We start from the raw sequence: 21,755 nt of genomic DNA on the forward strand, positions 1-21,755 counted from the left end.
ACGCTTAGTATCGGACCAGACTTTTTAAAGGACAGAACGATGACGATTGAATGGATCTGCAAACACCATGAAGACCTGGGCAAAGAACAGCTCTACGCCATTTTGCAGCTACGCACTGAAGTGTTCGTGGTTGAGCAGAAGTGCGCCTACCAGGAAGTCGATGGCCGCGACCTCGAGGGTGACACCTGCCACTTAATGGCCTGGCAGGATGATCAGTTGGTCGCGTACCTGCGCTTGCTCGACCCGGCCTCGCAAGGCGGCGATGTGGTGATCGGCCGCGTGGTGATTGCACCGCAGGTGCGGGGCAAGGGCCTGGGCCACGATCTGATGGGGCAGGCGCTGAAACAGGCCGAGAAACACTGGCCCGAAACCCCAATCTACCTCTCGGCCCAGGCCCATTTGCAGGGTTACTACGGGCGCTACGGCTTTGTCGTGGTGGGCGAGGAATACCTGGAAGACGACATTCCGCACATCGGCATGCGCAAGGGCTAGTCCGTCGCCAATGCTGGCGGTTCAGGGATAACCCAGGACCGCCTTGATTTGCCGCAGATGCTGCTCGATCCAGCGCGGATCGATGGCGCCCCAGCTGTGGATGCGATAACGCCCGGCATGATTGCGGGCGCCGTCTTCCTGTTCGAATTCACAGACCACGTCCAGGTCCGCCAGCGCCGCAATGGTGTCCTGGGCGGTGCGCCGCGGCATGCCCGTCAGATCGGTCAGCGCCGGCACGCTGCTGGCCAGCCCGCTATCGATCAGGTACGCCACGTACAGACGACGGTAAAAACTACTCTTGGTCTTGCTGACGTCCATCCAGACTCTCCGTGTGATTACTGCAAATCGCGCCAGGTCAGGTAGACCCGCAGATCGAACTCCAGTTGGTGATAACCGGGCAGCATGTGCTCGCACAACTTGTAGAAGGCTTTGTTATGGTCGGATTCTTTGAAGTGCGCCAGCTCATGGACCACGATCATCTGCAGGAACTGCGGCGCAGCCTCCTTGAACAGTGAGGCGATGCGGATTTCCTTCTTCGCCTTGAGCTTGCCGCCCTGCACCCGGGAAATTGCCGTGTGCAAGCCCAGCGCCCGATGAGTGAGGTCGAGGCGGTTATCGAACAGCACTTTGTCGATGGCAGGCGCGTTGCGCAGGTATTCCTGCTTGAGTTCCAGCGCGTAAGCGTAAAGCGCCTTATCGCTCTGCACCGAGTGCTTGTCCGGATAGCGTTGGCTCAAGTAATCGCCCAGGCGATCCTGATCGATCATCTGGCGTACTTGATCTTGCAAGGCTGCGGGATAGGCCTGGAGGTATTTGAGCGCGGTCATTGAGCAACGATAAAGGGGCGACAGGCCGCCAGTGTAGCGAATTCACGACCTCAGCGCGCCCCAGTCGAAGGGTTGCACAAAGTCGCCAACGTCTTCGGCCATCAACGGTCGCGCCACCAGAGAGCCCTGGCCGAACGGACAACCACTTTCCACCAGCCATTGATACTGCGCGGCACTCTCCAGCCCTTCGGCGATGACCGGTATGCCGAATTGCCCGCACAACTCGATGACACTTCGCGCTAGCGCGGCATCTCGAGGCGAATGCAGCACTTGGGCGAGCAACTGCCGATCCAGCTTCAGAGTGTCGAGTTGCAAATCGCGGAGATTGGCCAGCGAGCACGGCCCCGACCCGAAATCGTCGAGCGCCACCCGTACGCCAAGTTTGCGCAGCAAGCCGACCTGGCGACGTGACTCCTCCAGGTTGTGCAGCAAGGCATCTTCGGTGATCTCCAGCTCAAGCTGAGCCGGCTGTAACTGGCAGCGCTCCAGGACCTGACGCAGCTCAGTGACCAGATTGGGCATGGCGAACTGGGTGCTGCTCAGGCTGACCGCCAACACCATGTCCTCTGTGAATTGCGGCTCCCAGGCCTTTCGCTGCTGCGCGGCACTTTGATAAATCCAGCTGCCCAGCCGGCTGACCAGCCGAGCCTCCTCCAACAGCGGCAGGAACAGGCCAGGTGGAACATCTCCGACACTCGGATGGCGCCAGCGCAACAGCGCCTCGAAACCACGCACTCGGCCATCGGCAACCGATACCTGTGGCTGGAACACCAGTTTGAAGTCCCTGCTCTCGATGGCTGAACGCACGCTTTGCTCAAGCATCAGGCGGGTCCGCGCGCGGCCATTCATGTCGTGATCGTAGAACCGGTATTGCTGGCGCCCGGCGCGCTTGGCCTCGTACATGGCGATGTCGGCGGCCCTTAACAAACCGTCGAGGTCATAGCCACAATCGGGAAAGGTGGCGATGCCGATGCTCGCCCCTTGGGTGACATCCATGCCCTCGATCTGTTGGCATACCGATACTCGCTCGATCAGCTTCTCGGCAATCTTGGCGGCTTGCTCGGGAAACTCCAGATCGAGCAAGGCGGTGAATTCATCGCCGCCGATCCGTCCCAGAATGTCGAAGGGGCGCAGGCATGCCCTGAGCTGCTCGGCGACCCTGCGTAGCACCCGATCCCCGGCGTCGTGGCCGAGGCGATCATTGACCCGCTTGAAGCTGTCCAGATCGAGGTACATCAAGACCCAGGTACTGCCTGCACGCTCGCCACGCAGCAGCAGGTTTTCCGCGCTCTGATAGAAACCACGACGGTTGAGCAGGCCGGTCAAGGGATCGCTGACGGCTTGCAGCTCCAACTGCCGGTGCAGATCGCAGACCACCGACATATCGAGCACGGTCACCACCATCGCCCCCTGTTCCAGGGGCAGCGGCGCACAGGACAGGGCGACCGGCACCTGTTGGCCACGTGTCGTGCGCAGGACCGCATCATGGGCACGCCAGGTTTCACCCCGGTGCAAGTCAGCGCAGATCTGCGAGTCGAGCCATCGCGGGACATGCGGCGTGTGTAAAAAATCGATGAATCCAGAACCCTGCAATGCCTCGATGGGCGCATCGAGCAGACGTGAAATGGCCGGATTGGCGTAGGTGATCAGACCATTATCAGCAACCACCAGAATGCCTTCGGCGGCGTTCTCCAGCACCGAGGCATTGAAGGCGCGCGAAACCTCGAGATCATGACTGAGGCGTTGCAAGGCGCGACGATTGCGCTGGTGATCGAGCAACGCCTGGACCTTGGGCTTGAGAATCTGCGGATCGAAGGGTTTGAACAGATAATCCACAGCGCCGCTGGCGTAGCCCTTGATCACCGCTTCAGGGGTCTGCTCATTGGCCGTGAGGAAAATGATGGGGGTCAGTTGCGTTCGCCGACTGCCGCGCATCAGTCGCGCCACTTCGAAGCCATCCATGCCGGGCATCTGCACATCCAGCAAGACCAGGTCGACTTCGTGCTCAAGCAGCAGACTCAGGGCTTCAAGGCCCGAGGCAGCGGTCATCACCCGCCAGTCCTGGCGCTGTAACAACGCACGCATGCTGATCAGGTTTTCCGGATAGTCGTCGACGATCAAAAGAACCGGGTAGCCATCACCTGGCGTAGGTTGCGCGCATTCCATGCTGCTTCTCTTTAATGGGGCATCTAGCGGGCGATCGACAAGAATCGGACCCTTGCTGTGGCTTCACTTTAGACCCGGTTGTGCCAAACCAGTAGGAATCAAACGGCCATCATTGAGCAAAAGCGTCAATCACCCGACTAACGGTCTGTCTTTGCAGCCCTTTAAAACCGGTCTGTGTGGCACGTCGCCATTTAGCCGACGTCAAATAATCGACACAAAACCGTTAACAAACCGTCTTCACCTGCTTATAAAGGCCGCCCCTGATGTGAACGCCGGAGTATTGGCACGCATCTTTCGGCAGCACTTGTGGACACCTGACAATGATCGATCTTGCAACCTGGAACCTCAGCGTTCCCGTTGGCAGCCCTCCCGCCACCATCGACACCCCGAAACTGGTCAAAGGCTTCAAGAACCAGTATTTCCACGCCAACAGCGGCACCCTGTTTTTCTGGGCTCCGGTCACTGGCACGCGCACCGAGAACGCCATCTACCCGCGCACTGAGCTGCGCGAAACCTACAGCAACGGCACCCTGCGCAACTGGCTATACCCCGCGGCCGACAATTCGTTGCGGGCCACCCTGGCGGTGAACAAGGTCCCCAGTTCGGGCAAGGTGGTGATTGGCCAGATCCACGCCTACGACAGTCAAAAGCCGCTGGTGAAAGTCGAGTACCAATACAAAAGCAAAACCGCGACCGGCAATATCGTCGCCAAAGTCCGTACCCGGCCGGACGATGCCGAAGGCCGGGTAATCACCATCGCCACCGGGGTCAGGCTCGATCAGGACTTCTCCTACCTGATCCATCTGAGCCCAGGCGGCGCTTTGGGTATCAGCGCCGCCGGTTCTCAGTGGGACTCAAAAATCAGCGCCACCTGGCGCGACAAGCCGCTGTACTTCAAGGCCGGTGTCTACGTGCAGGACAACGCCGGCCCAAGTAGTGAAGGCGCCCAGGTGACCTTCCGCAAATTGGACATCGACCACAATAAATAACCCTGGCAGATGCAGGACCACGACGCTTTCAGACAGATCCGCGCCGAGGGGGTCGACATTCTTGTAGGACAATTCGAGTATTGCGCCGCGTTACCTACACGCCCTCTACAAGAATGTCATGGAGACACTCCCGATGCCCTTCACTCGCACCCTTCTCGCACTCTCTCTGGGCATGGCTCTGCTGCAAAATCCAGCCTTCGCCGCCCCGCCGCTATCGATGACCGACGGCGTGGCGCAGGTCAGTACACAGGACAGCAACGCCTGGGTGGAAATCAACAAACAGGCTTTTGAAAACAACATTCGCGCCCTGCAGGTCACGCTGGCCGGCAAGTCTAAAATCTGCGCGGTGCTCAAGGCCGACGCCTACGGCCACGGCATTGGCCTGTTGATGCCCTCGGTGATCGCCATGGGCGTGCCCTGCGTCGGTGTGGCCAGCAACGAAGAGATCCGCGTAGTCCGTGAAAGCGGCTTCAAGGGTCAATTGATCCGCGTACGTACCGCCGCCCTCAGTGAGCTGGAAGCGGCATTGCCGTACAACGTCGAAGAACTGGTGGGCAACCTCGACTTCGCCGTCAAGGCCAGCCTGATCGCCGAAAACCACGGCCGGCCACTGGTGGTGCACATTGGCCTGAACTCCAGCGGCATGAGCCGCAACGGCGTGGAAATGACCACCGCCGAGGGTCGTCGTGACGCGGTCGCCATGACCAAAGTGCCGAACCTCGAAGTGCGGGCGATCATGACCCACTTCGCGGTCGAGGATGCCGCCGATGTGCGCGCCGGCCTCAAGGCATTCAACCAGCAGGCCGACTGGCTGATCAAGGTCGCACAACTGGACCGCAGCAAAATCACCCTGCACGCGGCCAACTCCTTCGCCACCCTGGAAGTGCCCGAGTCGCACCTGGACATGGTCCGTCCCGGCGGCGCACTGTTCGGTGACACCGTGCCGTCCCATACCGAATACACCCGGGTCATGCAGTTCAAATCCCACGTCGCGTCAGTCAACAGCTACCCCAAGGGCAACACCGTCGGCTACGACCGCACCTTCACCCTGGCGCGTGACTCGAAACTGGCCAACATCACCGTCGGCTACTCCGACGGCTACCGCCGCGCCTTCACCAACAAAGGCATCGTGCTGATCAACGGCCACCGCGTGCCGGTGGTGGGCAAGGTCTCGATGAACACCCTGATGGTCGACGTTACCGACGTACCGAGTGTGAAAGGCGGCGATGAGGTGGTGCTGTTCGGCAAGCAGGGCAACGCCGAGATTGCCCAGGCAGAAGTCGAAGACATTAACGGCGCGCTGCTGGCCGACCTGTATACGGTGTGGGGCAATTCCAACCCGAAACTGCTGGTCGACAAATAAGCCAACGCCGAGCACAAAAAAACCCGCCTTGCGGCGGGTTTTTTCAATGCAGGGTGGTGCAACGCTTAAGGCTTAGTTGACCTTGGCGTTCAACTCACCCTTCAGATAACGCTGGTACATCGCTTCCAGGGAGATCGGCTTGATCTTCGAAGCGTTGCCGGCGGTGCCGAAGGCTTCGTAACGCGCGATGCACACGTCGCGCATGGCGGTGACGGTGGCGCCGAAGAATTTACGCGGATCGAACTCGCTCGGGTTGGTGGCCATCAGGCGACGCATCGCACCGGTGGACGCCAGACGCAGGTCGGTGTCGATGTTGACCTTGCGCACGCCGTGCTTGATGCCTTCGACGATTTCTTCAACCGGTACGCCGTAGGTCTCTTTGATGTCGCCGCCGTACTGGTTGATGATCGCCAGCCACTCTTGCGGAACCGAAGACGAACCGTGCATCACCAGGTGGGTGTTCGGAATGCGCTTGTGGATTTCTTTGATGCGGTCGATGGCCAGCACGTCGCCGGTAGGCGGCTTGGTGAACTTGTAAGCGCCGTGGCTGGTGCCGATGGCGATTGCCAGGGCGTCAACCTGAGTGCGCTTGACGAAGTCAGCGGCTTCTTCCGGATCGGTCAGCATTTGGCTGTGATCCAGTACGCCTTCGGCGCCGATGCCGTCTTCTTCACCGGCCATGCCGGTTTCCAGCGAACCCAGGCAGCCCAGCTCGCCTTCTACCGACACGCCGCAAGCGTGCGCCAGAGCCACGGTTTGCTGGGTCACGCGGACGTTGTAGTCGTAGTCGGTCGGGGTCTTGCCGTCTTCGCCCAGGGAACCGTCCATCATCACCGAGCTGAAGCCCAGTTGGATCGAGCGCTGGCAGACGTCAGGGCTGGTGCCGTGGTCCTGGTGCATGCACACCGGGATATGCGGGAATTCTTCGATGGCCGCCAGGATCAGGTGACGCAGGAATGGCGCGCCAGCGTATTTGCGAGCGCCGGCCGAAGCCTGGACGATCACCGGGGAGTCAGTCTTGTCAGCGGCTTCCATGATGGCGCGCATCTGCTCAAGGTTGTTGACGTTGAAAGCTGGAACGCCGTAGCCGAATTCGGCTGCGTGGTCCAACATCTGGCGCATGCTGATAAGTGCCATTGTGAGTGTCTCTCCCGGTTTAGGGTCGTTAATCGTGCAAGCCTGCCGTAGCGGCGGCTGCTATTCAAGTTATTGCAGATCGGGGGTCAAGCCCCGGCCTGCGAATCAGGGTATTACTTGGCCTTGCAGCCACGGCCGATCAAATCATTGGTGGCGACCCAGTACACCAGGCCTTCGTCACCCTTGAGGTGAAACGCCAACTGGTCGTCGCTGTACAGCGATCCACTGCCAGCGGGCTCGAGTTTCAGGCGATGCACCTGATCATCGGCCAAGCGCACATCCACTGCTTCCTGCGCGGCATCGGCGAAGCGCCAGTGCACGACGGCCTGGCTGTCACACACCCAATCGGTCCAGTTATCGGACGCGGCAGGGGCTGACGCCAGCGGGTTCCAACCAGCACATCCGGCAAGCACTGCCAGGGAGGCCACGGCGATCAAGCCTTTCATCCATTTTCCTCGGCTGGCGGCAACGGCCGCCGGCACTGGCGTTAGTCAGTCAGACCGGTCAAGGACATCCCTGTTCCTTGGCCGGTGTGTGCGTCTCGTATTTATCCAGGCCCTCGGGCCCGGAACGCTTGTTGAGCACCGGATTGGTTTCCGCCTGCCAGTCGGCCTGGTAGCAGCCTTTTTCCGGCGCGCCGGTTTCCGGGTCCTTGGCGACCTTGGGACTGCTCCCGCAACCGACCAGCACCGCAGCGGCAATCAACGTCGCTAACGTCTTGACCATGTCAACACTCCTTTGCCTGGTCAACGGGCGGCCTTACGCCTTGGCCCGGCTTTCCAGGACTTCAACGGCTGGCAGCACTTTGCCTTCGACGAATTCGAGGAATGCGCCACCACCGGTAGAAATGTAGGAGATTTGCTCGGCGACGCCATATTTATCGATGGCCGCCAGAGTATCGCCACCGCCGGCGATGGAGAATGCCGAGCTGTCGGCGATCGCCTGAGCCAGCACTTTGGTGCCGTTGCCGAACTGATCGAATTCGAACACGCCCACCGGGCCGTTCCACAGGATGGTTTGCGACGATTTCAGCAGCTCGGCGAAGTGCGCAGCGGTCTGCGGGCCGATGTCGAGGATCATGTCATCGGCGGCCACGTCGGCGATCAGCTTGACGGTCGCAGCAGCGCTTTCGGCGAATTCCTTGGCCACTACCACGTCCACTGGCAGCGGTACGCTGACCTTGGCCGCGATGGCGCGCGCGGTGTCCAGCAGGTCCGGCTCGTACAGCGACTTGCCGACCGGGTGACCGGCTGCGGCGAGGAAGGTGTTGGCAATGCCGCCGCCGACGATCAGTTGATCGCAGATCTGGCTCAGGCTGTTGAGCACGTCGAGCTTGGTCGAGACCTTGGAACCGGCGACGATGGCGGCCATTGGTTGGGCCGGAGCACCCAGGGCCTTGCCCAGTGCGTCCAGTTCAGCGGCCAGCAATGGGCCAGCGGCTGCAACCTTGGCGAACTTGGCCACGCCGTGGGTCGAACCCTCGGCGCGGTGCGCGGTGCCGAAGGCGTCCATCACGAACACGTCGCACAGGCCGGCGTACTGCTGGGCCAGTTCGTCGGCGTTCTTTTTCTCGCCCTTGTTGAAGCGCACGTTTTCGAACAGCACGACGTCGCCGGCCTTGACGTCAACGCCGCCCAGGTAATCGGCCACCAGCGGCACTTCGCGGCCCAGGGCCTTGCTCAGGTAATCGGCCACCGGCTTGAGGCTGTTCTCGGCCGAGAACTCGCCTTCGGTCGGACGGCCCAGGTGCGAGCAGACCATGACGGCAGCACCTTTTTCCAGGGCCAGCTTGATGGTCGGCAGCGAAGCCAGGATACGCGCATCGCTGGTGACTACACCGTCCTTGACTGGGACGTTGAGGTCTTCGCGGATCAATACGCGCTTACCTTGCAGATCGAGGTCGGTCATCTTCAACACGGTCATGGGTCGCAATTCCTGGGGGTTTACTGTTTTACACAGCAGGGTTTTGAGAGGCAGAAGGTTTGATAGCGGTTTGCAGATAGTGTTCAGCAACGTCCAGCATGCGGTTGGCAAAACCCCATTCGTTGTCGAACCAGGCCAGTACATTCACCAGCCTGGGGCCGGAAACACGGGTCTGACTGGCATCGACGATGGCCGAATGCGGGTCATGATTAAAATCACAGCTTGCGTGTGGAAGCTCGGTGTAGGCCAACAGTCCCTTGAGCGGGCCGCTGGTGGCGGCCTCGCGCAGGATCCGGTTGACCTCGTCGGCATCGGTGTCGGTCACGGTTTGCAGGGTGATGTCCAGGCACGACACGTTGACCGTCGGCACCCGTACGGCTTTGGCCTGGATTCGCCCGGCAAGTTCCGGCAACAGCCGCTCGATACCGCGTGCCAGACCAGTGGACACCGGAATCACCGACTGGAACGCCGAACGGGTGCGGCGCAGGTCTTCGTGGTGATAGGCGTCGATCACCGGCTGGTCGTTCATCGCCGAGTGGATCGTGGTGATCGACACGTAGTCCAGGCCGAGGGCCTGGTCCAGCAAGCGCAACAGCGGCACGCCACAGTTGGTGGTGCAGGAGGCGTTGGACACCAGCAGCTCGTCGCCGCTCAGGCAGTCCTGATTGACGCCGTAGACGATGGTGGCGTCGACATCCGCCTCGCTGGCCATCGGCTGGGAAAACAGCACCCGCGGTGCGCCGGCGTCGAGAAAGCGCTGGCCATCGGCGCGGGTGTTGTAGGCACCGGAACATTCAAGCACCAGATCGACGCCCAGGGACGCCCAATCGATGCCTTCGGGGGTGGCACTGCGCAGAACCTTCACGCAGTCACCATTAATATGTAGACAATCGCCGTCGACCTTCACCTCACCGGGAAACCGGCCATGGGTGGAGTCGAAGCGTGTCAGGTATTCAATGCTGGCCATGTCGGCCAAATCGTTGATCGCGACAATTTCAAACCCGGCCTTCTCGCCTCGCTCAAACAACGCACGCAGGACGCAACGACCAATCCGGCCGTAGCCGTTGAGTGCAACTTTGTAAGGACGCGGTTGAGGCATGGGGTTCTCGATTACCGTGGTGAATCCGTCAGTGGTGTGCTGCCTGGACCGCCGCTATCGCGAGCAGGCTCGCTCCCACAAAGTCGGTGTGACCCTGTGGGAGCGAGCCTGCTCGCGAAGACGGCAATCCAGACAACACAACTGTTGGACTTAGTCTTCCAGCAGTTCTTCAGCCTGACCCAGGATGTTTTCCAGGGTGAAGCCGAACTCTTCGAACAGGGCTGGCGCCGGCGCCGACTCACCGTAGGTGGTCATGCCGATGACGCGGCCTTCCAGGCCCACGTACTTGTACCAGTAGTCCGCGTGAGCGGCTTCGATGGCGATACGCGCGCCCACTTGCAGCGGCAACACCGCTTGCTTGTAGCCGGCATCCTGGGCATCGAACACGCTGGTGCACGGCATGGAAACCACGCGCACCTTGCGGCCCTGCTCGGTCAGCTTGTCGAACGCCTGAACCGCCAGGCCCACTTCCGAACCGGTAGCGATCAGGATCAGCTCAGGCTCGCCCGCGCAGTCTTTCAGCACATAGCCACCACGGCTGATGTCGGCAATCTGGCCGGCATCGCGGGTTTGGTGCTGCAGGTTCTGACGCGAGAAGATCAGTGCCGAAGGACCGTCCTTGCGCTCCAGGGCGAACTTCCAGGCCACGGCCGATTCGACCGCGTCACCCGGACGCCAGGTGTCGAGGTTCGGCGTGCAGCGCAGGCTGGCCAGTTGCTCGATTGGCTGGTGAGTCGGACCGTCTTCGCCCAGACCGATGGAGTCGTGGGTATAGACGTGGATCACGCGCTGCTTCATCAGCGCCGACATGCGTACGGCGTTACGGGCGTATTCCATGAACATCAGGAAGGTCGCGCCGTAAGGCACCAGGCCGCCGTGCAGGGCAACACCGTTCATGATGGCGGTCATGCCGAATTCGCGCACGCCGTAGTACATATAGTTGCCGCTGGCATCTTCGGCGGTGACGCCCTTGCAGCCTTTCCACAGGGTCAGGTTGGAGCCGGCCAGGTCAGCCGAACCGCCAAGCACTTCCGGCAGCAGTGGACCGAACGCGTTCAGGGCGTTCTGGCTGGCTTTACGGCTGGCGATGGTTTCGCCCTTGGCTGCGACTTCAGCGATGTAAGCCGAGGCTTTTTCCGAGAAGTCAGCCGGCAGCTCACCGCTCAGGCGACGTACCAGTTCGTTGGCTTCTGTCGGGAAAGCAGCGGAGTAGGCTGCGAAACGCTGATCCCACTCGGCTTCGACTGCACGGCCAGCTTCCTTGGCATCCCACTCGGCGTAGATATCAGCCGGGATTTCGAAAGGACCGTGGTTCCAGTTCAGCGCCGCACGGGTCAAAGCGATTTCCGCGTCACCCAGTGGGGCGCCGTGGCAATCTTCCTTGCCTTGCTTGTTCGGCGAACCGAAGCCGATGGTGGTCTTGCAGCAGATCAGGGTCGGCTGCTCGCTCTTGCGGGCGGTCTCGATGGCGGTCTTGATCTCTTCCGGATCGTGGCCGTCGACGTTGCGGATCACCTGCCAGTTGTAGGCTTCGAAACGCTTCGGCGTGTCATCGGTGAACCAGCCTTCGACTTCGCCGTCGATGGAGATGCCGTTGTCATCGTAGAAAGCGATCAGCTTGCCCAGGCCCAGGGTACCGGCCAGGGAAGCGACTTCGTGGGAAATGCCTTCCATCATGCAGCCATCACCCAGGAACACGTAGGTGTGGTGATCGACGATGTTGTGGGACGGACGGTTGAACTGCGCCGCCAGGACTTTTTCCGCCAGGGCGAAGCCCACGGCGTTGGCCAGCCCCTGACCCAGTGGACCAGTGGTGGTTTCAACACCCGGGGTGTAGCCGAATTCCGGGTGGCCCGGGGTGCGGCTGTGCAGTTGACGGAACTGCTTGAGGTCTTCGATCGACAGGTCGTAGCCGGTCAGGTGCAGCAGCGAGTAGATCAACATCGAGCCGTGACCGTTGGACAGCACGAAGCGGTCACGGTCGGCGAAGGATGGATTGCTCGGGTTGTGCTTGAGGTAGTCACGCCAAAGGACTTCGGCGATATCCGCCATACCCATGGGGGCACCGGGATGTCCGCTGTTGGCTTTTTGCACGGCATCCATGCTGAGGGCACGAATGGCGTTGGCACGCTCACGACGGCTGGGCATCGCTGATCTCCTGGGGAGTTGAATAAAACGAAACGGAAAAAAGGCGAGCATTTTCCCTCACCCGGGCGCCTCGGGGCAATGACAGATAGTCATCTGAAGGCGTTTTTCCAATTGATAACGGCGGTTTCGTCTGGTGAAACCTTTCCGCCATTCGTTAGTTGACTGAAGCTAACGTCAGGAAGTGCCATCTATCGTGCAATATCAAAACTTTTTGATATTGAACTTGCGATGGTTTCAACGCGTGTCTAGACTGCCGGGCTTATGAACCTACCCGCGCCTTCCATTCGCCATGACGATTGCGACGAGCTGGCGGCCCTGTGCAAGGCCGGCGGAGATCCGCTGCGCCTGAATGTATTGCGCGCACTGGCCAACGACTCGTTTGGCGTGCTGGAGCTGGCGCAGATCTTCGCCACCGGCCAATCGGGCATGAGCCACCACCTCAAGGTGCTGGCCCAGGCTGACCTGGTTGCCACCCGCCGCGAAGGCAATGCGATTTTCTACCGCCGCGCCCTGCCTCAGACCGGCCTGATGGGCGGCAAGCTGCACGCCGCCCTGCTCGAAGAAGTCGACAACCTGGTCCTGCCCGGCGACGTCAAAATGCGCATCGCCCAGGTCCACGGTCAACGAGCAGCCGCGAGCCAGGACTTTTTCTCACGGGTGGCAGATAAATTTCGTGCCCAGCAGGATTTGATCGCCGGCCTGGCGCAGTATCGCGAAAGCGTATTGGCGCTGCTCGACAAGCTTGACTTCAGTGACAGTGCCACGGCGATTGAAGTCGGCCCCGGCGACGGCGGCTTCCTGCCGGAACTGGCCCGGCGTTTCAGTCAGGTCACCGCGCTCGACAACAGCCCGGCGATGCTCGAACTGGCGCGCCAAGTGTGTGCCCGCGAAGCACTGGGCAATGTCAGCCTGCAATTGGCCGATGCCTTGAATGGCGTCAGTCTGGCGGCCGATTGCGTGGTACTGAACATGGTCCTGCACCATTTCGCCGCGCCAGCCGATGCCCTACGGCACCTTGCCGGCCTGGTGCAACCGGGCGGCAGCCTGCTGGTTACAGAGTTATGCAGTCACAACCAAAGTTGGGCCAGGGAGGCCTGCGGTGATCTTTGGTTGGGGTTTGAACAGGACGATCTGGCCCGTTGGGCCACCGCTGCGGGACTCGTTCCCGGGGACAGCCTCTATGTAGGCTTACGTAATGGTTTCCAGATCCAGGTCCGCCACTTTCAGCGACCGACTGGCGAACTCACCATCGGTAAATTTCAGGAAACATCGAGATGAGCGAATACTCCCTTTTCACCTCCGAGTCCGTATCTGAAGGGCATCCGGATAAAATCGCCGACCAGATTTCCGACGCGGTGCTGGACGCCATCATTGCTGAAGACAAGTTCGCCCGCGTGGCCTGCGAGACGCTGGTGAAAACGGGCGTGGCGATCATCGCCGGCGAAGTCACCACCACGGCCTGGGTCGACCTCGAGCAGATCGTGCGTGATGTGATCACCGACATCGGCTACACCAGCTCCGACGTCGGCTTCGACGGCGCGACCTGCGGTGTGATGAACATCATTGGCAAGCAGTCCCCGGACATCAACCAGGGTGTCGACCGTGCCAAGCCGGAAGATCAGGGCGCTGGCGACCAGGGCCTGATGTTCGGCTACGCCAGCAACGAAACCGACGTGCTGATGCCTGCCCCGATCACCTACTCCCACCAACTGGTCCAGCGCCAGGCCGAAGCCCGCAAATCCGGCCTGCTGCCATGGCTGCGTCCGGACGCCAAGTCCCAGGTCACCTGCCGCTACGAAGGCGGCAAGGTCGTCGGCATCGACGCCGTGGTCCTGTCGACCCAGCACAACCCTGACGTGTCGTACAAAGACCTGCGCGAAGGCGTGATGGAGCTGATCGTCAAGCACGTCCTGCCGGCCGAGCTGCTGACCAAGGACACCCAGTTCCACATCAACCCGACCGGCCAGTTCATCATCGGCGGCCCAGTGGGCGACTGTGGCCTGACCGGTCGCAAGATCATCGTTGACAGCTACGGCGGCATGGCGCGCCACGGTGGCGGCGCGTTCTCCGGCAAGGATCCATCGAAGGTTGACCGTTCGGCAGCTTACGCCGGTCGTTACGTGGCGAAGAACATCGTCGCTGCCGGTCTGGCCGAGCGTTGCGAGATTCAGGTTTCCTACGCCATTGGTGTCGCCCAGCCGACGTCGATCTCGCTGAACACCTTCGGCACCGGCAAGATCAGCGACGACAAGATCGTCAAACTGGTGCGCGAAGTGTTCGACCTGCGTCCCTACGCGATCACCACCATGCTCGACCTGCTGCACCCGATGTACCGTGAAACCGCTTCTTACGGCCACTTCGGTCGTACTCCGGCGACCAAGACCGTGGGCGACGACACCTTCACCACGTTCACCTGGGAAAAAACCGACCGCGCCGACGCCCTGCGCGCTGCCGCCGGCCTGTAACCCTGTACTGGAAAAGCCCCGCATGGCGCGCCCTGCGGGGCTTTTTCATGGGCGATGAAAAAGTCTGCCCAAGGTGCTGGCAGCAAATGGTTACCGGATTGAGTACCCCCTGGTGGCCACGAGCTTGCTACCATTGACGGTTTCTGCGAGCGCAACGGACGATAGGAAACCTACGCCTGTTGCCGTGCTCCAACCGACTTCCTGCTCGCGATCGATCAACTTTTCAAAACGGAGCCTTCATGAAACTTCTTGCACCGCTCGCCCTGTTGACCCTGTGCAGCGCCCTCGCCGCTCCCGCGATGGCCACCGAGCAAGCACCTGAACTCACCGGCTGCGCCGCCAAGCGCCAGTCCATCGCCACCCAGATCGAACAAGCCAAGGCCCACGGCAATGCCGAACAGCAGGCTGGCCTGGAAAAAGCCCTGAGCGAAGTCACCACCCACTGCACTGACGCGTCACTGAAGAAAGAGCGCGAAAACAAGGTGCTGGACGCCAAGCATGAAGTCAGCAAGCGTCAAGCCGATCTCGACAAAGCCATGAAGAAGGGCGATCCGGAGAAGATCAACAAGCGCAAGGACAAGCTCGCCGAGTCGCGCAAGGAATTGCAGGAAGCGCTGGACGAGTTGGACAAGTAACAGGCCGGTTTTGCGGGGGGCTTGAGGGCCTATTCGCTGGCAAGCCAACTCCTACAGTGGATCGGCAGCACACCACCAATACCCTGTGGGAGCTGGCTTGCCAGCGATGGCTTCAGACCAGACTACCGAGATCAATGATCCCGGAACTGTTTATGGCAGGCACTGCAGGCATCTTCGACTTTCTGTACCGCAGGGCCCAGATTGCTGGCCTTGTAGGGCTGGATCTGGCTGGCAATCACCAATTCACCGGTGGCCGCCTCGAGGGTGCGGGCCATTTCCTGGAAGCGTGCCTGCTTCTCCCAGACATCGGCGGTGGCACTGCTGTGATCTTCTTCACGAACCTGCGGGAAATGTTTCCACGGCTCATGGGACAAAGCATCGAGCTTGACCGCGCCCTCGGCGAATTTCGCGCCATCGAACGGGACCCGCCCGCGCAACATGCCGCCCAGGTCCTCGCCCGTCTTGAGCATTTGCTTGAAGATCGCCTTGCGCTGGCCCAGTGGCGAGTTGGGATCGACACCGCCACAGGCGGTCAGGGTCAGGCAGGCCAGCAATACAACTGAAATTCGTTTAAGCGTCATGGTGGCTCAAGGTCCGGAATTCGGCGGCCAGTATCCTCGCCTCGACCGCAAAGACCAATAGCCCTATTAACAATACGGGTTGCCGCAGCCGCCCATACGCTGCGCCAACCAGCACAGGAAGTACCGCATGAACAATCGCTTCAAGGCCTGGGGCAAGACCCTGGCCTGGACCGTCCCGATGATCGCCCTGCTTGCCGGTTGCAACGGTGGCGACAACACCAAGCCGCAGACCCACGCCATCGCCACCTACTCCAGCGCCACCTGGGACGCCCTGCCGGCGGTCTCGGACAGCGACCTGCTGGCCGGTTTTGGCTCATGGCGCAGCGCCTGCACTCGACTCAAGAATGATCCGGTCTGGGGCCAGACCTGCGCCGCAGCAGCCAGCGTGGCCATGGAACCCGGCGCGGTGCGCAGTTTTCTCAAGGAACACTTGCAGGTCTACGGCCTGCGCTCTTCGGGCGGCAACGCCAATGGCCTGATCACCGGCTACTACGAGCCGGTCTATCCGGGCAGCCTGACTCAAACCCCAAGCGCCCATGTGCCGATCTATGGCGTGCCGGACGACATGATCATCGTCGCCCTCGACAGCCTCTACCCGGAACTCAAGGGCAAGCGCCTGCGCGGTCGCCTTGAGGGTCGCGTGTTGAAGCCATACGACGATGCCGCGACCATCGAGAGCAAAGGCGTGAAGGCGCCGGTGGTGGCCTGGCTGACCGATCCGATGGACCTGCAATTCCTGCAAATCCAGGGTTCCGGGCGGGTCCAGCTGGCTGACGGCCGCCAACTGCGCATCGCCTATGCCGACCAGAACGGCCACCCCTACCGCCCCATCGGCCGCTGGCTGGTGGAACAGGGCGAGCTGAAGAAAGAGGAGGTGACCATGGGCGCCATCAGCGCCTGGGCCAAGGCCAACCCGACGCGCATTCCGGAATTGCTGGGCAGCAACCCGAGCTACGTGTTCTTCACCCGTAACCCGGACAGCAACGAAGGCCCGCGTGGTTCGCTGAACGTGCCGCTGACCTCGGGCTACAGCGTCGCCGTTGATCGCAAAGTGATTCCGCTGGGCAGCCTGCTGTGGCTCTCAACCACGCGTCCCGACGGCACCCCGCTGGTACGTCCGGTAGCGGCCCAGGACACCGGCGGCGCGATCACCGGCGAAGTGCGTGCCGACCTGTTCTGGGGCACCGGCGACGCCGCTGGCCATCTGGCCGGCGACATGAAACAACAAGGCCAGATCTGGATGCTCTGGCCCAAGGGTGCAGCGCTGCCGCAATTGCCCCAGGTGGCCGACAAGCCCTGACGTGACCCGCCTGCAGGCGTGCCGGAGCGCTCCTGCGGCGCTTTACATCGACACGAAGAAGAAGCTGGCGATCAGCGCCATGCCGACAAACCACACCAGCGACCGCAGGATCGCCCAGTCCGCCAGGTAGCAGATGATGTACAGCAGGCGACTGGTGATGAACAACACCGCCAGCACGTTGATCGTCACCAGTTCGGCGTTGCCGGCCAGATGGGCGACGATGACCGCTGCGGCAAAGGCCGGGGTGACTTCAAAACTGTTGAGCTGGGCCGCATAGGCGCGCCGGGCAAAACCGTCGAGGTTTTCGAGGAAATCCCGTGGGTCATGGTTATCGGCCAGGCGGAAGCGCCCGCCCAGCTTGGCGATATAGATGCACACGTATGGCAAGAAGATCGCGATCAAAATGCACCACAGGGCAACCGTCATTGCAGAGTCCTTGTTCAAAGTTATCGGGAGGCTCGTCTAGAGCTTCATGATCAGCATGCCAATCAGTACCAGCCCACAGGCTAAGAGCCGTGGCTTGCCAAAAGGTTCTTTGAGGTAGCGCATTCCGAACAGCACCACCAGGATCACGCTGATCTCGCGCAGCGCCGCCGCTTCGGCAATCGACCCCAATTGCATCGCCCACAGCACCAGAGCGTAGCTGAACAACACGCAGAACCCGACCGCCAGCCCCAGCCGCCATTGTTCACGCCAGAACAGCATGAACGCCGGGCGCTTGCGCACCAGCGCCAGCAATGGGAAGGGCCAGGCACTGAGCAGCGTGACCCAGACCAGGTAATCCAGCGGATGGGACCAGCGCCGGATCGCCTGGCCGTCGATGAAGGTGTAGCAACCGATGCACAGGCCGATCAGCGCCACCACCGGCAACATCGACCACGGCAGCCGCTCGCCGCCACCGCCCTGCCACAGCAGGCACAGCATGCCGAACGGGATCAGCAGGATGCCGAGGATCTGCTGGGTGGTTAGCACTTCACCGGCGAAAATCAAGGTCAGTGCCAGCACCACCAAGGGCGACAAGCCGCGCATCAAGGGGTAGACCAGGCCCAGGTCCCCCACCCGGTAGGCCTGGATCAACAGGTAGCGATAGAGCAACTCGAAGGCCGCCGACGCGAGGATCCACGGCCAGATCTCCAGCGGCGGCAGCGCCACGAATGGCAGCATCAAGGCGACAAACAGCAGCGCCACGCTGTCCATGCACGCCACCACCAGCAGACGCTCGGCGCTGAATTTGATCAGGGTATTCCAGGCCGCATGCAACAGCGCCGCGACCAAAACCAGAACCGTGGGTAACACAGCGCCTCCTTGCTCAAGAGAATTGATTCGTCATATGTCAGGAGCTGTTTATACTGCAAGCGAACACGCTGTACTCACTTGCGCACATACTTATTCCAATAAATCTCTGCTGCTGCCGACTTTGCCAAGACTCGGACACCGGCACGCGTTCGCCTGATCAAAGCGTCAAGACTACTGACAGAGACCTTGCGCATGCCACTCGCCTTGCTTGCATTGGCCGTTGCCGCTTTCGGCATTGGCACCACTGAATTCGTGATCATGGGCCTATTGCCCGACGTCGCCCGCGACCTGTCGGTGAGTATTCCGGATGCCGGTCTGCTGATCACCGGCTATGCCCTGGGCGTGGTATTCGGCGCGCCGATCCTCGCCGTGGGCACCGCCAACATGCCGCGCAAAGCCACCTTGCTGGGGATGACGCTGATGTTCATCCTCGGCAACATGCTTTGCGCCCTGGCGCCGAACTACGTCACTTTGATGGCCGCGCGTGTGGTTACAGCGCTGTGCCATGGGGCGTTTTTCGGCATTGGTTCGGTGGTGGCCGCCGGACTGGTGGCGCCGAATAAACGGGCCCAGGCAATTGCCATGATGTTCACCGGCCTGACCTTGGCCAACGTGCTCGGCGTGCCCCTGGGGACCGCGCTTGGGCAATATGCCGGCTGGCGTTCGACGTTCTGGGCCGTGTCGGTGATCGGCGTGCTGGCCGCCGTCGCCCAATGGCTGTGGCTGCCCCGGGACATCGCCATGGACAAGGCCAACCTGGCCAGTGAGTTCAAAGTGCTGGGCAAGGCCAACGTGTTGCTGGCACTGGGTATGAGTGTGCTGGCTTCGACCAGTCTGTTCAGCGTCTTCACCTACATCGCGCCGATCCTGCAGGACATCACCGGCGTCAGCCCCCACGGCGTGACGATCATGCTGCTGTTGTTCGGCGTCGGCTTGACCGCCGGCAGCATGCTCGGCGGGCGCCTGGCGGACAGCCGACTGCTGCCGTCACTGGTGGGCATGGCCCTGGCGGTGGTGTTGGTGCTGGCAGCCTTCAGCCAAACCAGTCATTCGGTGATTCCAGCGGCGATCACCCTGGTGCTGTGGGGGATTTTCGCCTTCGCCCTGTGCCCGATCCTGCAACTGCTGATCATCGACCAGGCCCATGAAGCGCCCAACCTCGGCTCGACCCTGAACCAGAGCGCGTTCAATTTGGGAAATGCAGCAGGCGCCTGGATCGGCGGCCTGGTGGTCGGCAGCGGCGCCGACCTGGCCGACCTGCCCTGGACCGGCGCGCTGGTCAGCGGCCTGACCGTGCTGACCGCGCTGTACTTCATCTACCGGCAACGGCGGGCGAGCGCCCCGTCACTTAAAGCGACTGCACAATGATCTGGCTTTTCAGGTCATTGGCCGCGGCCTCAGCCATGGCTTTCATCGATTTGAAGTCATCCGGGGTGCACACCGCGCCCGGCTGCTTGAAGTCGAAGCGGCGCTTGACCACCACCGCATTGCCCTCGCGGGCATAGGTCGAACTGTAGTCAAACCGCTCGTGGTTCAGTGTCACGTTCTTCGGTGCCGCGAGAATGCTGACATCCTGCGGGAACTCAAAACGCGCCTGCTCCTCGGTCACCCCGGAAATACAGGTGAACGCCTGAGTCCGTTCCGGCTCCATGAGCAGGCTGAAGACACTTTGCGCGATGCCACCGGCCAGGCTGCTCATGGTCAGCACGCCAATCGGACCCGGTAGATTGACCAGGTTCTCCACGCGCCCGGCCATGTTCATTTCATAACCCTGGCCGCTCCCCTCGAACTTCCCGGCATCAAACGTGCCGCTGCCGTTGAGCCCGTAGGACGCGAGGATCTGCTGAATCAACAGGTCGCGGTCGACGGGTTTCATCGACTTGACCCCGTAGCGATTCACTTCGGCGGCCCAGCCAATCACATTGGAGGTGTGGCTGAAGTCGGCAGCGCCTTTTGACGAAACCTTGAACAGCATGCTGTTTTCCACCAACCCCATTTGTGAGGTCGGCGTGTGCCCAACATCACCGGACTTGCTCAGCACCACCGGCTTGTCCAGCACTGGCACCGGCAGGTAACCGGCGGCAATGCCTTCGGCGGTGGAATCGAGATACAGGTTCAGGCTCGGCACATAGGTGATGGCGTGGTTGAGCAGCCCCAGCGTCGGCACCTTGGGCAACCCATAGGCATTGCCCAGGTTGACCAGGGCCGGTGAGCTCTCGATCCCCACGGCCGCCAGCATGGCTTCCAGCAGTGCAACGTGGTCCTTACAGTCGCCATAGCGGTTGGTCAGAATCGTGTCCACCGGATGGGGCACCACACCGCCTGGGCCGACGTAGACCGCAACATAGCGAATGTGCTTGCGCACCCAGTCGCTCAGCGCAATCGCCTTGGCCAGGGGCGTGTCGAGCCCGGCCGTGAGGCCGTTGGCGAGATCCTGGATCTGCGGGGTCAGGGTGCTGTGGGCCCGTGCATCGTAGGCCTTGGCGAACGCGGCGAAATCGCCGAATGTCGACACGGCCAGGTATTGGCCGTAGTCCAGGTAGGACACCGCCCCCTGCTCGATTCGCGCCTTTTGCGCTGACACATAGTCCCAGCGATAAATTTTGCGCCCCGGCCCGGCGGCCGGCGTGCTCGCGGTAAAGCCCTTGGCATCGGCGTGCAGCGGCATGTCGGCCGGCAAGTCATAGATCAGGGTGAACTGCCGGGTCGGGAAAAACGCCGGGTAGGACAGGTCTTCAAAATGGCCAGGAAACAGCGCCGTGCTGCGCTTTTTCTTGAACTGAACCACCAGCCGGTCCCCCACGGCAACCTCAGGGAAGATCACTACTTTGAGCAGCGTGTCCTGGAACATCGGTGCATCCGCAGATGCTCGCTCCTGCTGCTCCTTGATCTGGTCGGCCTTGACCTGCACTTTGCGTCCGTCAGGCTTTTGCGTATACGCCTGGAGTACCTCCAGGGTTTCCAGGGTCCGGTTGTAACTCATCGAACGTTGCGCCCAGGCCTTGATCGCCCGCTCTTCGTTGATCAGGTGCACCGTTTCCAGGGTCGCCACAAAACTGCCGTCGGCATTGACCACATGGGTCTGGATTTCTTTCTCGATGGTGATCGAAAGGTCAGTGCCATCATCCTTGGCCTGGGCGGTGCCCAAAACCAGGACAGACACCAGCAGCGCACTCAGAAGGCGCGCAGGGGAGAAGCCTGAGAACTGCATAAAGATCCGTCTTTTTCATGAATAGGAAGCGTTCGCAATATACAGCAAGCACTGCCCCATCATTTCGACATCTTTGAATAACTGTTCAAATTCAGGCTCTTACCCACGCCGCAGAGTGAAACT

At 61.3% G+C, this 21,755-nt stretch carries 21 protein-coding genes; 8 read left to right on the top strand and 13 right to left on the bottom strand.

Annotation, left to right across the window (positions count from 1 at the left end; genetic code table 11):
* Positions 1 to 39 precede the first annotated feature (39 nt).
* Positions 40 to 492: a GNAT family N-acetyltransferase gene (locus KW062_RS27260; RefSeq protein WP_027617060.1), complete on the top strand. Its 453-nt coding sequence runs from the start codon at positions 40 to 42 to the stop codon at positions 490 to 492.
* 21 nt (positions 493 to 513) lie between these two features.
* On the opposite strand, the gene KW062_RS27265 is transcribed toward KW062_RS27260, so the two are convergent.
* Genes KW062_RS27265 through KW062_RS27275 form a run of 3 tightly spaced genes read right to left on the bottom strand, consistent with a single transcriptional unit; the run spans position 514 to position 3,485 of the window.
* A complete protein-coding gene (locus KW062_RS27265) occupies positions 514 to 810 on the bottom strand; it encodes a winged helix-turn-helix domain-containing protein (protein ID WP_027617059.1) in 297 nt (98 codons plus the stop codon).
* 17 nt (positions 811 to 827) lie between these two features.
* On the bottom strand, positions 828 to 1,319 hold the full coding sequence (locus KW062_RS27270; RefSeq protein WP_027617058.1) for a YgjP-like metallopeptidase domain-containing protein: 492 nt from the start codon (positions 1,317 to 1,319) through the stop codon (positions 828 to 830).
* 42 nt (positions 1,320 to 1,361) lie between these two features.
* The gene (locus tag KW062_RS27275) at positions 1,362 to 3,485 is read right to left on the bottom strand and encodes a putative bifunctional diguanylate cyclase/phosphodiesterase (protein ID WP_105753717.1); all 2,124 of its coding nucleotides are present in this window, start codon (positions 3,483 to 3,485) and stop codon (positions 1,362 to 1,364) included.
* Between the two features lie 320 nt (positions 3,486 to 3,805).
* Here KW062_RS27275 and KW062_RS27280 point away from each other — a divergent pair, with 320 nt between their 5' ends.
* Both KW062_RS27280 and alr read left to right on the top strand, forming a co-directional pair.
* Positions 3,806 to 4,474 (top strand): polysaccharide lyase family 7 protein, encoded by a 669-nt coding sequence (locus KW062_RS27280; protein ID WP_105753716.1) that lies wholly within the window; start codon positions 3,806 to 3,808, stop codon positions 4,472 to 4,474.
* A gap of 133 nt (positions 4,475 to 4,607) precedes the next feature.
* On the top strand, positions 4,608 to 5,837 hold the full coding sequence (alr, locus tag KW062_RS27285; RefSeq protein WP_027617055.1) for an alanine racemase: 1,230 nt from the start codon (positions 4,608 to 4,610) through the stop codon (positions 5,835 to 5,837).
* 72 nt (positions 5,838 to 5,909) lie between these two features.
* On the opposite strand, the gene fba is transcribed toward alr, so the two are convergent.
* The 6 genes from fba to tkt form a co-directional block, all read right to left on the bottom strand.
* On the bottom strand, positions 5,910 to 6,974 hold the full coding sequence (fba, locus tag KW062_RS27290) for a class II fructose-bisphosphate aldolase (protein WP_027617054.1): 1,065 nt from the start codon (positions 6,972 to 6,974) through the stop codon (positions 5,910 to 5,912).
* A 113-nt stretch (positions 6,975 to 7,087) separates the two neighbouring features.
* On the bottom strand, positions 7,088 to 7,420 hold the full coding sequence (locus KW062_RS27295) for an MliC family protein (RefSeq protein WP_027617053.1): 333 nt from the start codon (positions 7,418 to 7,420) through the stop codon (positions 7,088 to 7,090).
* Positions 7,421 to 7,478: 58 nt separating this feature from the next.
* The gene (locus tag KW062_RS27300; RefSeq protein ID WP_027617052.1) at positions 7,479 to 7,700 is read right to left on the bottom strand and encodes a hypothetical protein; all 222 of its coding nucleotides are present in this window, start codon (positions 7,698 to 7,700) and stop codon (positions 7,479 to 7,481) included.
* A gap of 33 nt (positions 7,701 to 7,733) precedes the next feature.
* A complete protein-coding gene (locus KW062_RS27305) occupies positions 7,734 to 8,897 on the bottom strand; it encodes a phosphoglycerate kinase (RefSeq protein WP_027617051.1) in 1,164 nt (387 codons plus the stop codon).
* Positions 8,898 to 8,925: 28 nt separating this feature from the next.
* On the bottom strand, positions 8,926 to 9,996 hold the full coding sequence (gene epd / locus KW062_RS27310) for an erythrose-4-phosphate dehydrogenase (RefSeq protein ID WP_027617050.1): 1,071 nt from the start codon (positions 9,994 to 9,996) through the stop codon (positions 8,926 to 8,928).
* 150 nt (positions 9,997 to 10,146) lie between these two features.
* Entirely contained in the window at positions 10,147 to 12,144 is a 1,998-nt protein-coding gene (gene tkt, locus KW062_RS27315) for a transketolase (RefSeq protein ID WP_105753715.1), read from the bottom strand.
* A 261-nt stretch (positions 12,145 to 12,405) separates the two neighbouring features.
* On the opposite strand from tkt, the gene KW062_RS27320 reads away from it, so the two are divergent.
* From KW062_RS27320 to KW062_RS27330, 3 genes are all read left to right on the top strand, one after another.
* Positions 12,406 to 13,422, top strand: coding sequence for an ArsR/SmtB family transcription factor (locus KW062_RS27320; protein ID WP_105753714.1), 1,017 nt, complete (start codon positions 12,406 to 12,408; stop codon positions 13,420 to 13,422).
* Complete coding sequence (gene metK, locus KW062_RS27325) at positions 13,419 to 14,609, top strand: methionine adenosyltransferase (protein WP_027617048.1); 1,191 nt, start codon at positions 13,419 to 13,421, stop codon at positions 14,607 to 14,609. Before KW062_RS27320 ends, metK begins: the two co-directional genes overlap by 4 nt.
* A gap of 239 nt (positions 14,610 to 14,848) precedes the next feature.
* Positions 14,849 to 15,244, top strand: coding sequence for a DUF1090 domain-containing protein (locus tag KW062_RS27330; protein ID WP_027617047.1), 396 nt, complete (start codon positions 14,849 to 14,851; stop codon positions 15,242 to 15,244).
* Between the two features lie 131 nt (positions 15,245 to 15,375).
* Here the strand turns inward: KW062_RS27330 and KW062_RS27335 are convergent, their stop codons facing one another.
* Positions 15,376 to 15,825: a c-type cytochrome gene (locus KW062_RS27335; RefSeq protein WP_027617046.1), complete on the bottom strand. Its 450-nt coding sequence runs from the start codon at positions 15,823 to 15,825 to the stop codon at positions 15,376 to 15,378.
* A gap of 127 nt (positions 15,826 to 15,952) precedes the next feature.
* Here KW062_RS27335 and mltA point away from each other — a divergent pair, with 127 nt between their 5' ends.
* Positions 15,953 to 17,125 (top strand): murein transglycosylase A, encoded by a 1,173-nt coding sequence (mltA, locus tag KW062_RS27340; RefSeq protein WP_105753713.1) that lies wholly within the window; start codon positions 15,953 to 15,955, stop codon positions 17,123 to 17,125.
* Positions 17,126 to 17,167: 42 nt separating this feature from the next.
* Here the strand turns inward: mltA and KW062_RS27345 are convergent, their stop codons facing one another.
* A complete protein-coding gene (locus tag KW062_RS27345) occupies positions 17,168 to 17,551 on the bottom strand; it encodes an MAPEG family protein (protein WP_027617044.1) in 384 nt (127 codons plus the stop codon).
* Positions 17,552 to 17,587: 36 nt separating this feature from the next.
* Complete coding sequence (locus tag KW062_RS27350) at positions 17,588 to 18,421, bottom strand: EamA family transporter (RefSeq protein WP_105753712.1); 834 nt, start codon at positions 18,419 to 18,421, stop codon at positions 17,588 to 17,590.
* Between the two features lie 192 nt (positions 18,422 to 18,613).
* Here KW062_RS27350 and KW062_RS27355 point away from each other — a divergent pair, with 192 nt between their 5' ends.
* On the top strand, positions 18,614 to 19,789 hold the full coding sequence (locus tag KW062_RS27355) for an MFS transporter (RefSeq protein WP_027617042.1): 1,176 nt from the start codon (positions 18,614 to 18,616) through the stop codon (positions 19,787 to 19,789).
* On the opposite strand, the gene KW062_RS27360 is transcribed toward KW062_RS27355, so the two are convergent.
* Positions 19,770 to 21,632, bottom strand: a complete 1,863-nt coding sequence (locus KW062_RS27360; protein WP_105753711.1) for a DUF3857 domain-containing transglutaminase family protein — start codon at positions 21,630 to 21,632, stop codon at positions 19,770 to 19,772. The genes KW062_RS27355 and KW062_RS27360 overlap by 20 nt on opposite strands.
* Positions 21,633 to 21,755 lie beyond the last annotated feature (123 nt).

The organism is Pseudomonas fluorescens, assembly GCF_019212185.1.
Classification (GTDB): domain Bacteria; phylum Pseudomonadota; class Gammaproteobacteria; order Pseudomonadales; family Pseudomonadaceae; genus Aquipseudomonas.

What these genes read in the sequence shown, in the direction of transcription:
- KW062_RS27330 (WP_027617047.1), top strand. Translation starts at nt 14,849, where the DNA reads ATGAAACTTCTTGCACCGCTCGCCCTGTTGACCCTGTGCAGCGCCCTC.
- KW062_RS27335 (WP_027617046.1), bottom strand. Translation starts at nt 15,825, where the DNA reads ATGACGCTTAAACGAATTTCAGTTGTATTGCTGGCCTGCCTGACCCTG.
- KW062_RS27270 (WP_027617058.1), bottom strand. Translation starts at nt 1,319, where the DNA reads ATGACCGCGCTCAAATACCTCCAGGCCTATCCCGCAGCCTTGCAAGAT.
- alr (WP_027617055.1), top strand. Translation starts at nt 4,608, where the DNA reads ATGCCCTTCACTCGCACCCTTCTCGCACTCTCTCTGGGCATGGCTCTG.
- fba (WP_027617054.1), bottom strand. Translation starts at nt 6,974, where the DNA reads ATGGCACTTATCAGCATGCGCCAGATGTTGGACCACGCAGCCGAATTC.
- KW062_RS27360 (WP_105753711.1), bottom strand. Translation starts at nt 21,632, where the DNA reads ATGCAGTTCTCAGGCTTCTCCCCTGCGCGCCTTCTGAGTGCGCTGCTG.
- KW062_RS27275 (WP_105753717.1), bottom strand. Translation starts at nt 3,485, where the DNA reads ATGGAATGCGCGCAACCTACGCCAGGTGATGGCTACCCGGTTCTTTTG.
- KW062_RS27320 (WP_105753714.1), top strand. Translation starts at nt 12,406, where the DNA reads ATGAACCTACCCGCGCCTTCCATTCGCCATGACGATTGCGACGAGCTG.
- KW062_RS27260 (WP_027617060.1), top strand. Translation starts at nt 40, where the DNA reads ATGACGATTGAATGGATCTGCAAACACCATGAAGACCTGGGCAAAGAA.
- epd (WP_027617050.1), bottom strand. Translation starts at nt 9,996, where the DNA reads ATGCCTCAACCGCGTCCTTACAAAGTTGCACTCAACGGCTACGGCCGG.
- tkt (WP_105753715.1), bottom strand. Translation starts at nt 12,144, where the DNA reads ATGCCCAGCCGTCGTGAGCGTGCCAACGCCATTCGTGCCCTCAGCATG.
- KW062_RS27265 (WP_027617059.1), bottom strand. Translation starts at nt 810, where the DNA reads ATGGACGTCAGCAAGACCAAGAGTAGTTTTTACCGTCGTCTGTACGTG.
- KW062_RS27355 (WP_027617042.1), top strand. Translation starts at nt 18,614, where the DNA reads ATGCCACTCGCCTTGCTTGCATTGGCCGTTGCCGCTTTCGGCATTGGC.
- KW062_RS27300 (WP_027617052.1), bottom strand. Translation starts at nt 7,700, where the DNA reads ATGGTCAAGACGTTAGCGACGTTGATTGCCGCTGCGGTGCTGGTCGGT.
- mltA (WP_105753713.1), top strand. Translation starts at nt 15,953, where the DNA reads ATGAACAATCGCTTCAAGGCCTGGGGCAAGACCCTGGCCTGGACCGTC.
- KW062_RS27280 (WP_105753716.1), top strand. Translation starts at nt 3,806, where the DNA reads ATGATCGATCTTGCAACCTGGAACCTCAGCGTTCCCGTTGGCAGCCCT.
- KW062_RS27345 (WP_027617044.1), bottom strand. Translation starts at nt 17,551, where the DNA reads ATGACGGTTGCCCTGTGGTGCATTTTGATCGCGATCTTCTTGCCATAC.
- KW062_RS27305 (WP_027617051.1), bottom strand. Translation starts at nt 8,897, where the DNA reads ATGACCGTGTTGAAGATGACCGACCTCGATCTGCAAGGTAAGCGCGTA.
- KW062_RS27295 (WP_027617053.1), bottom strand. Translation starts at nt 7,420, where the DNA reads ATGAAAGGCTTGATCGCCGTGGCCTCCCTGGCAGTGCTTGCCGGATGT.
- metK (WP_027617048.1), top strand. Translation starts at nt 13,419, where the DNA reads ATGAGCGAATACTCCCTTTTCACCTCCGAGTCCGTATCTGAAGGGCAT.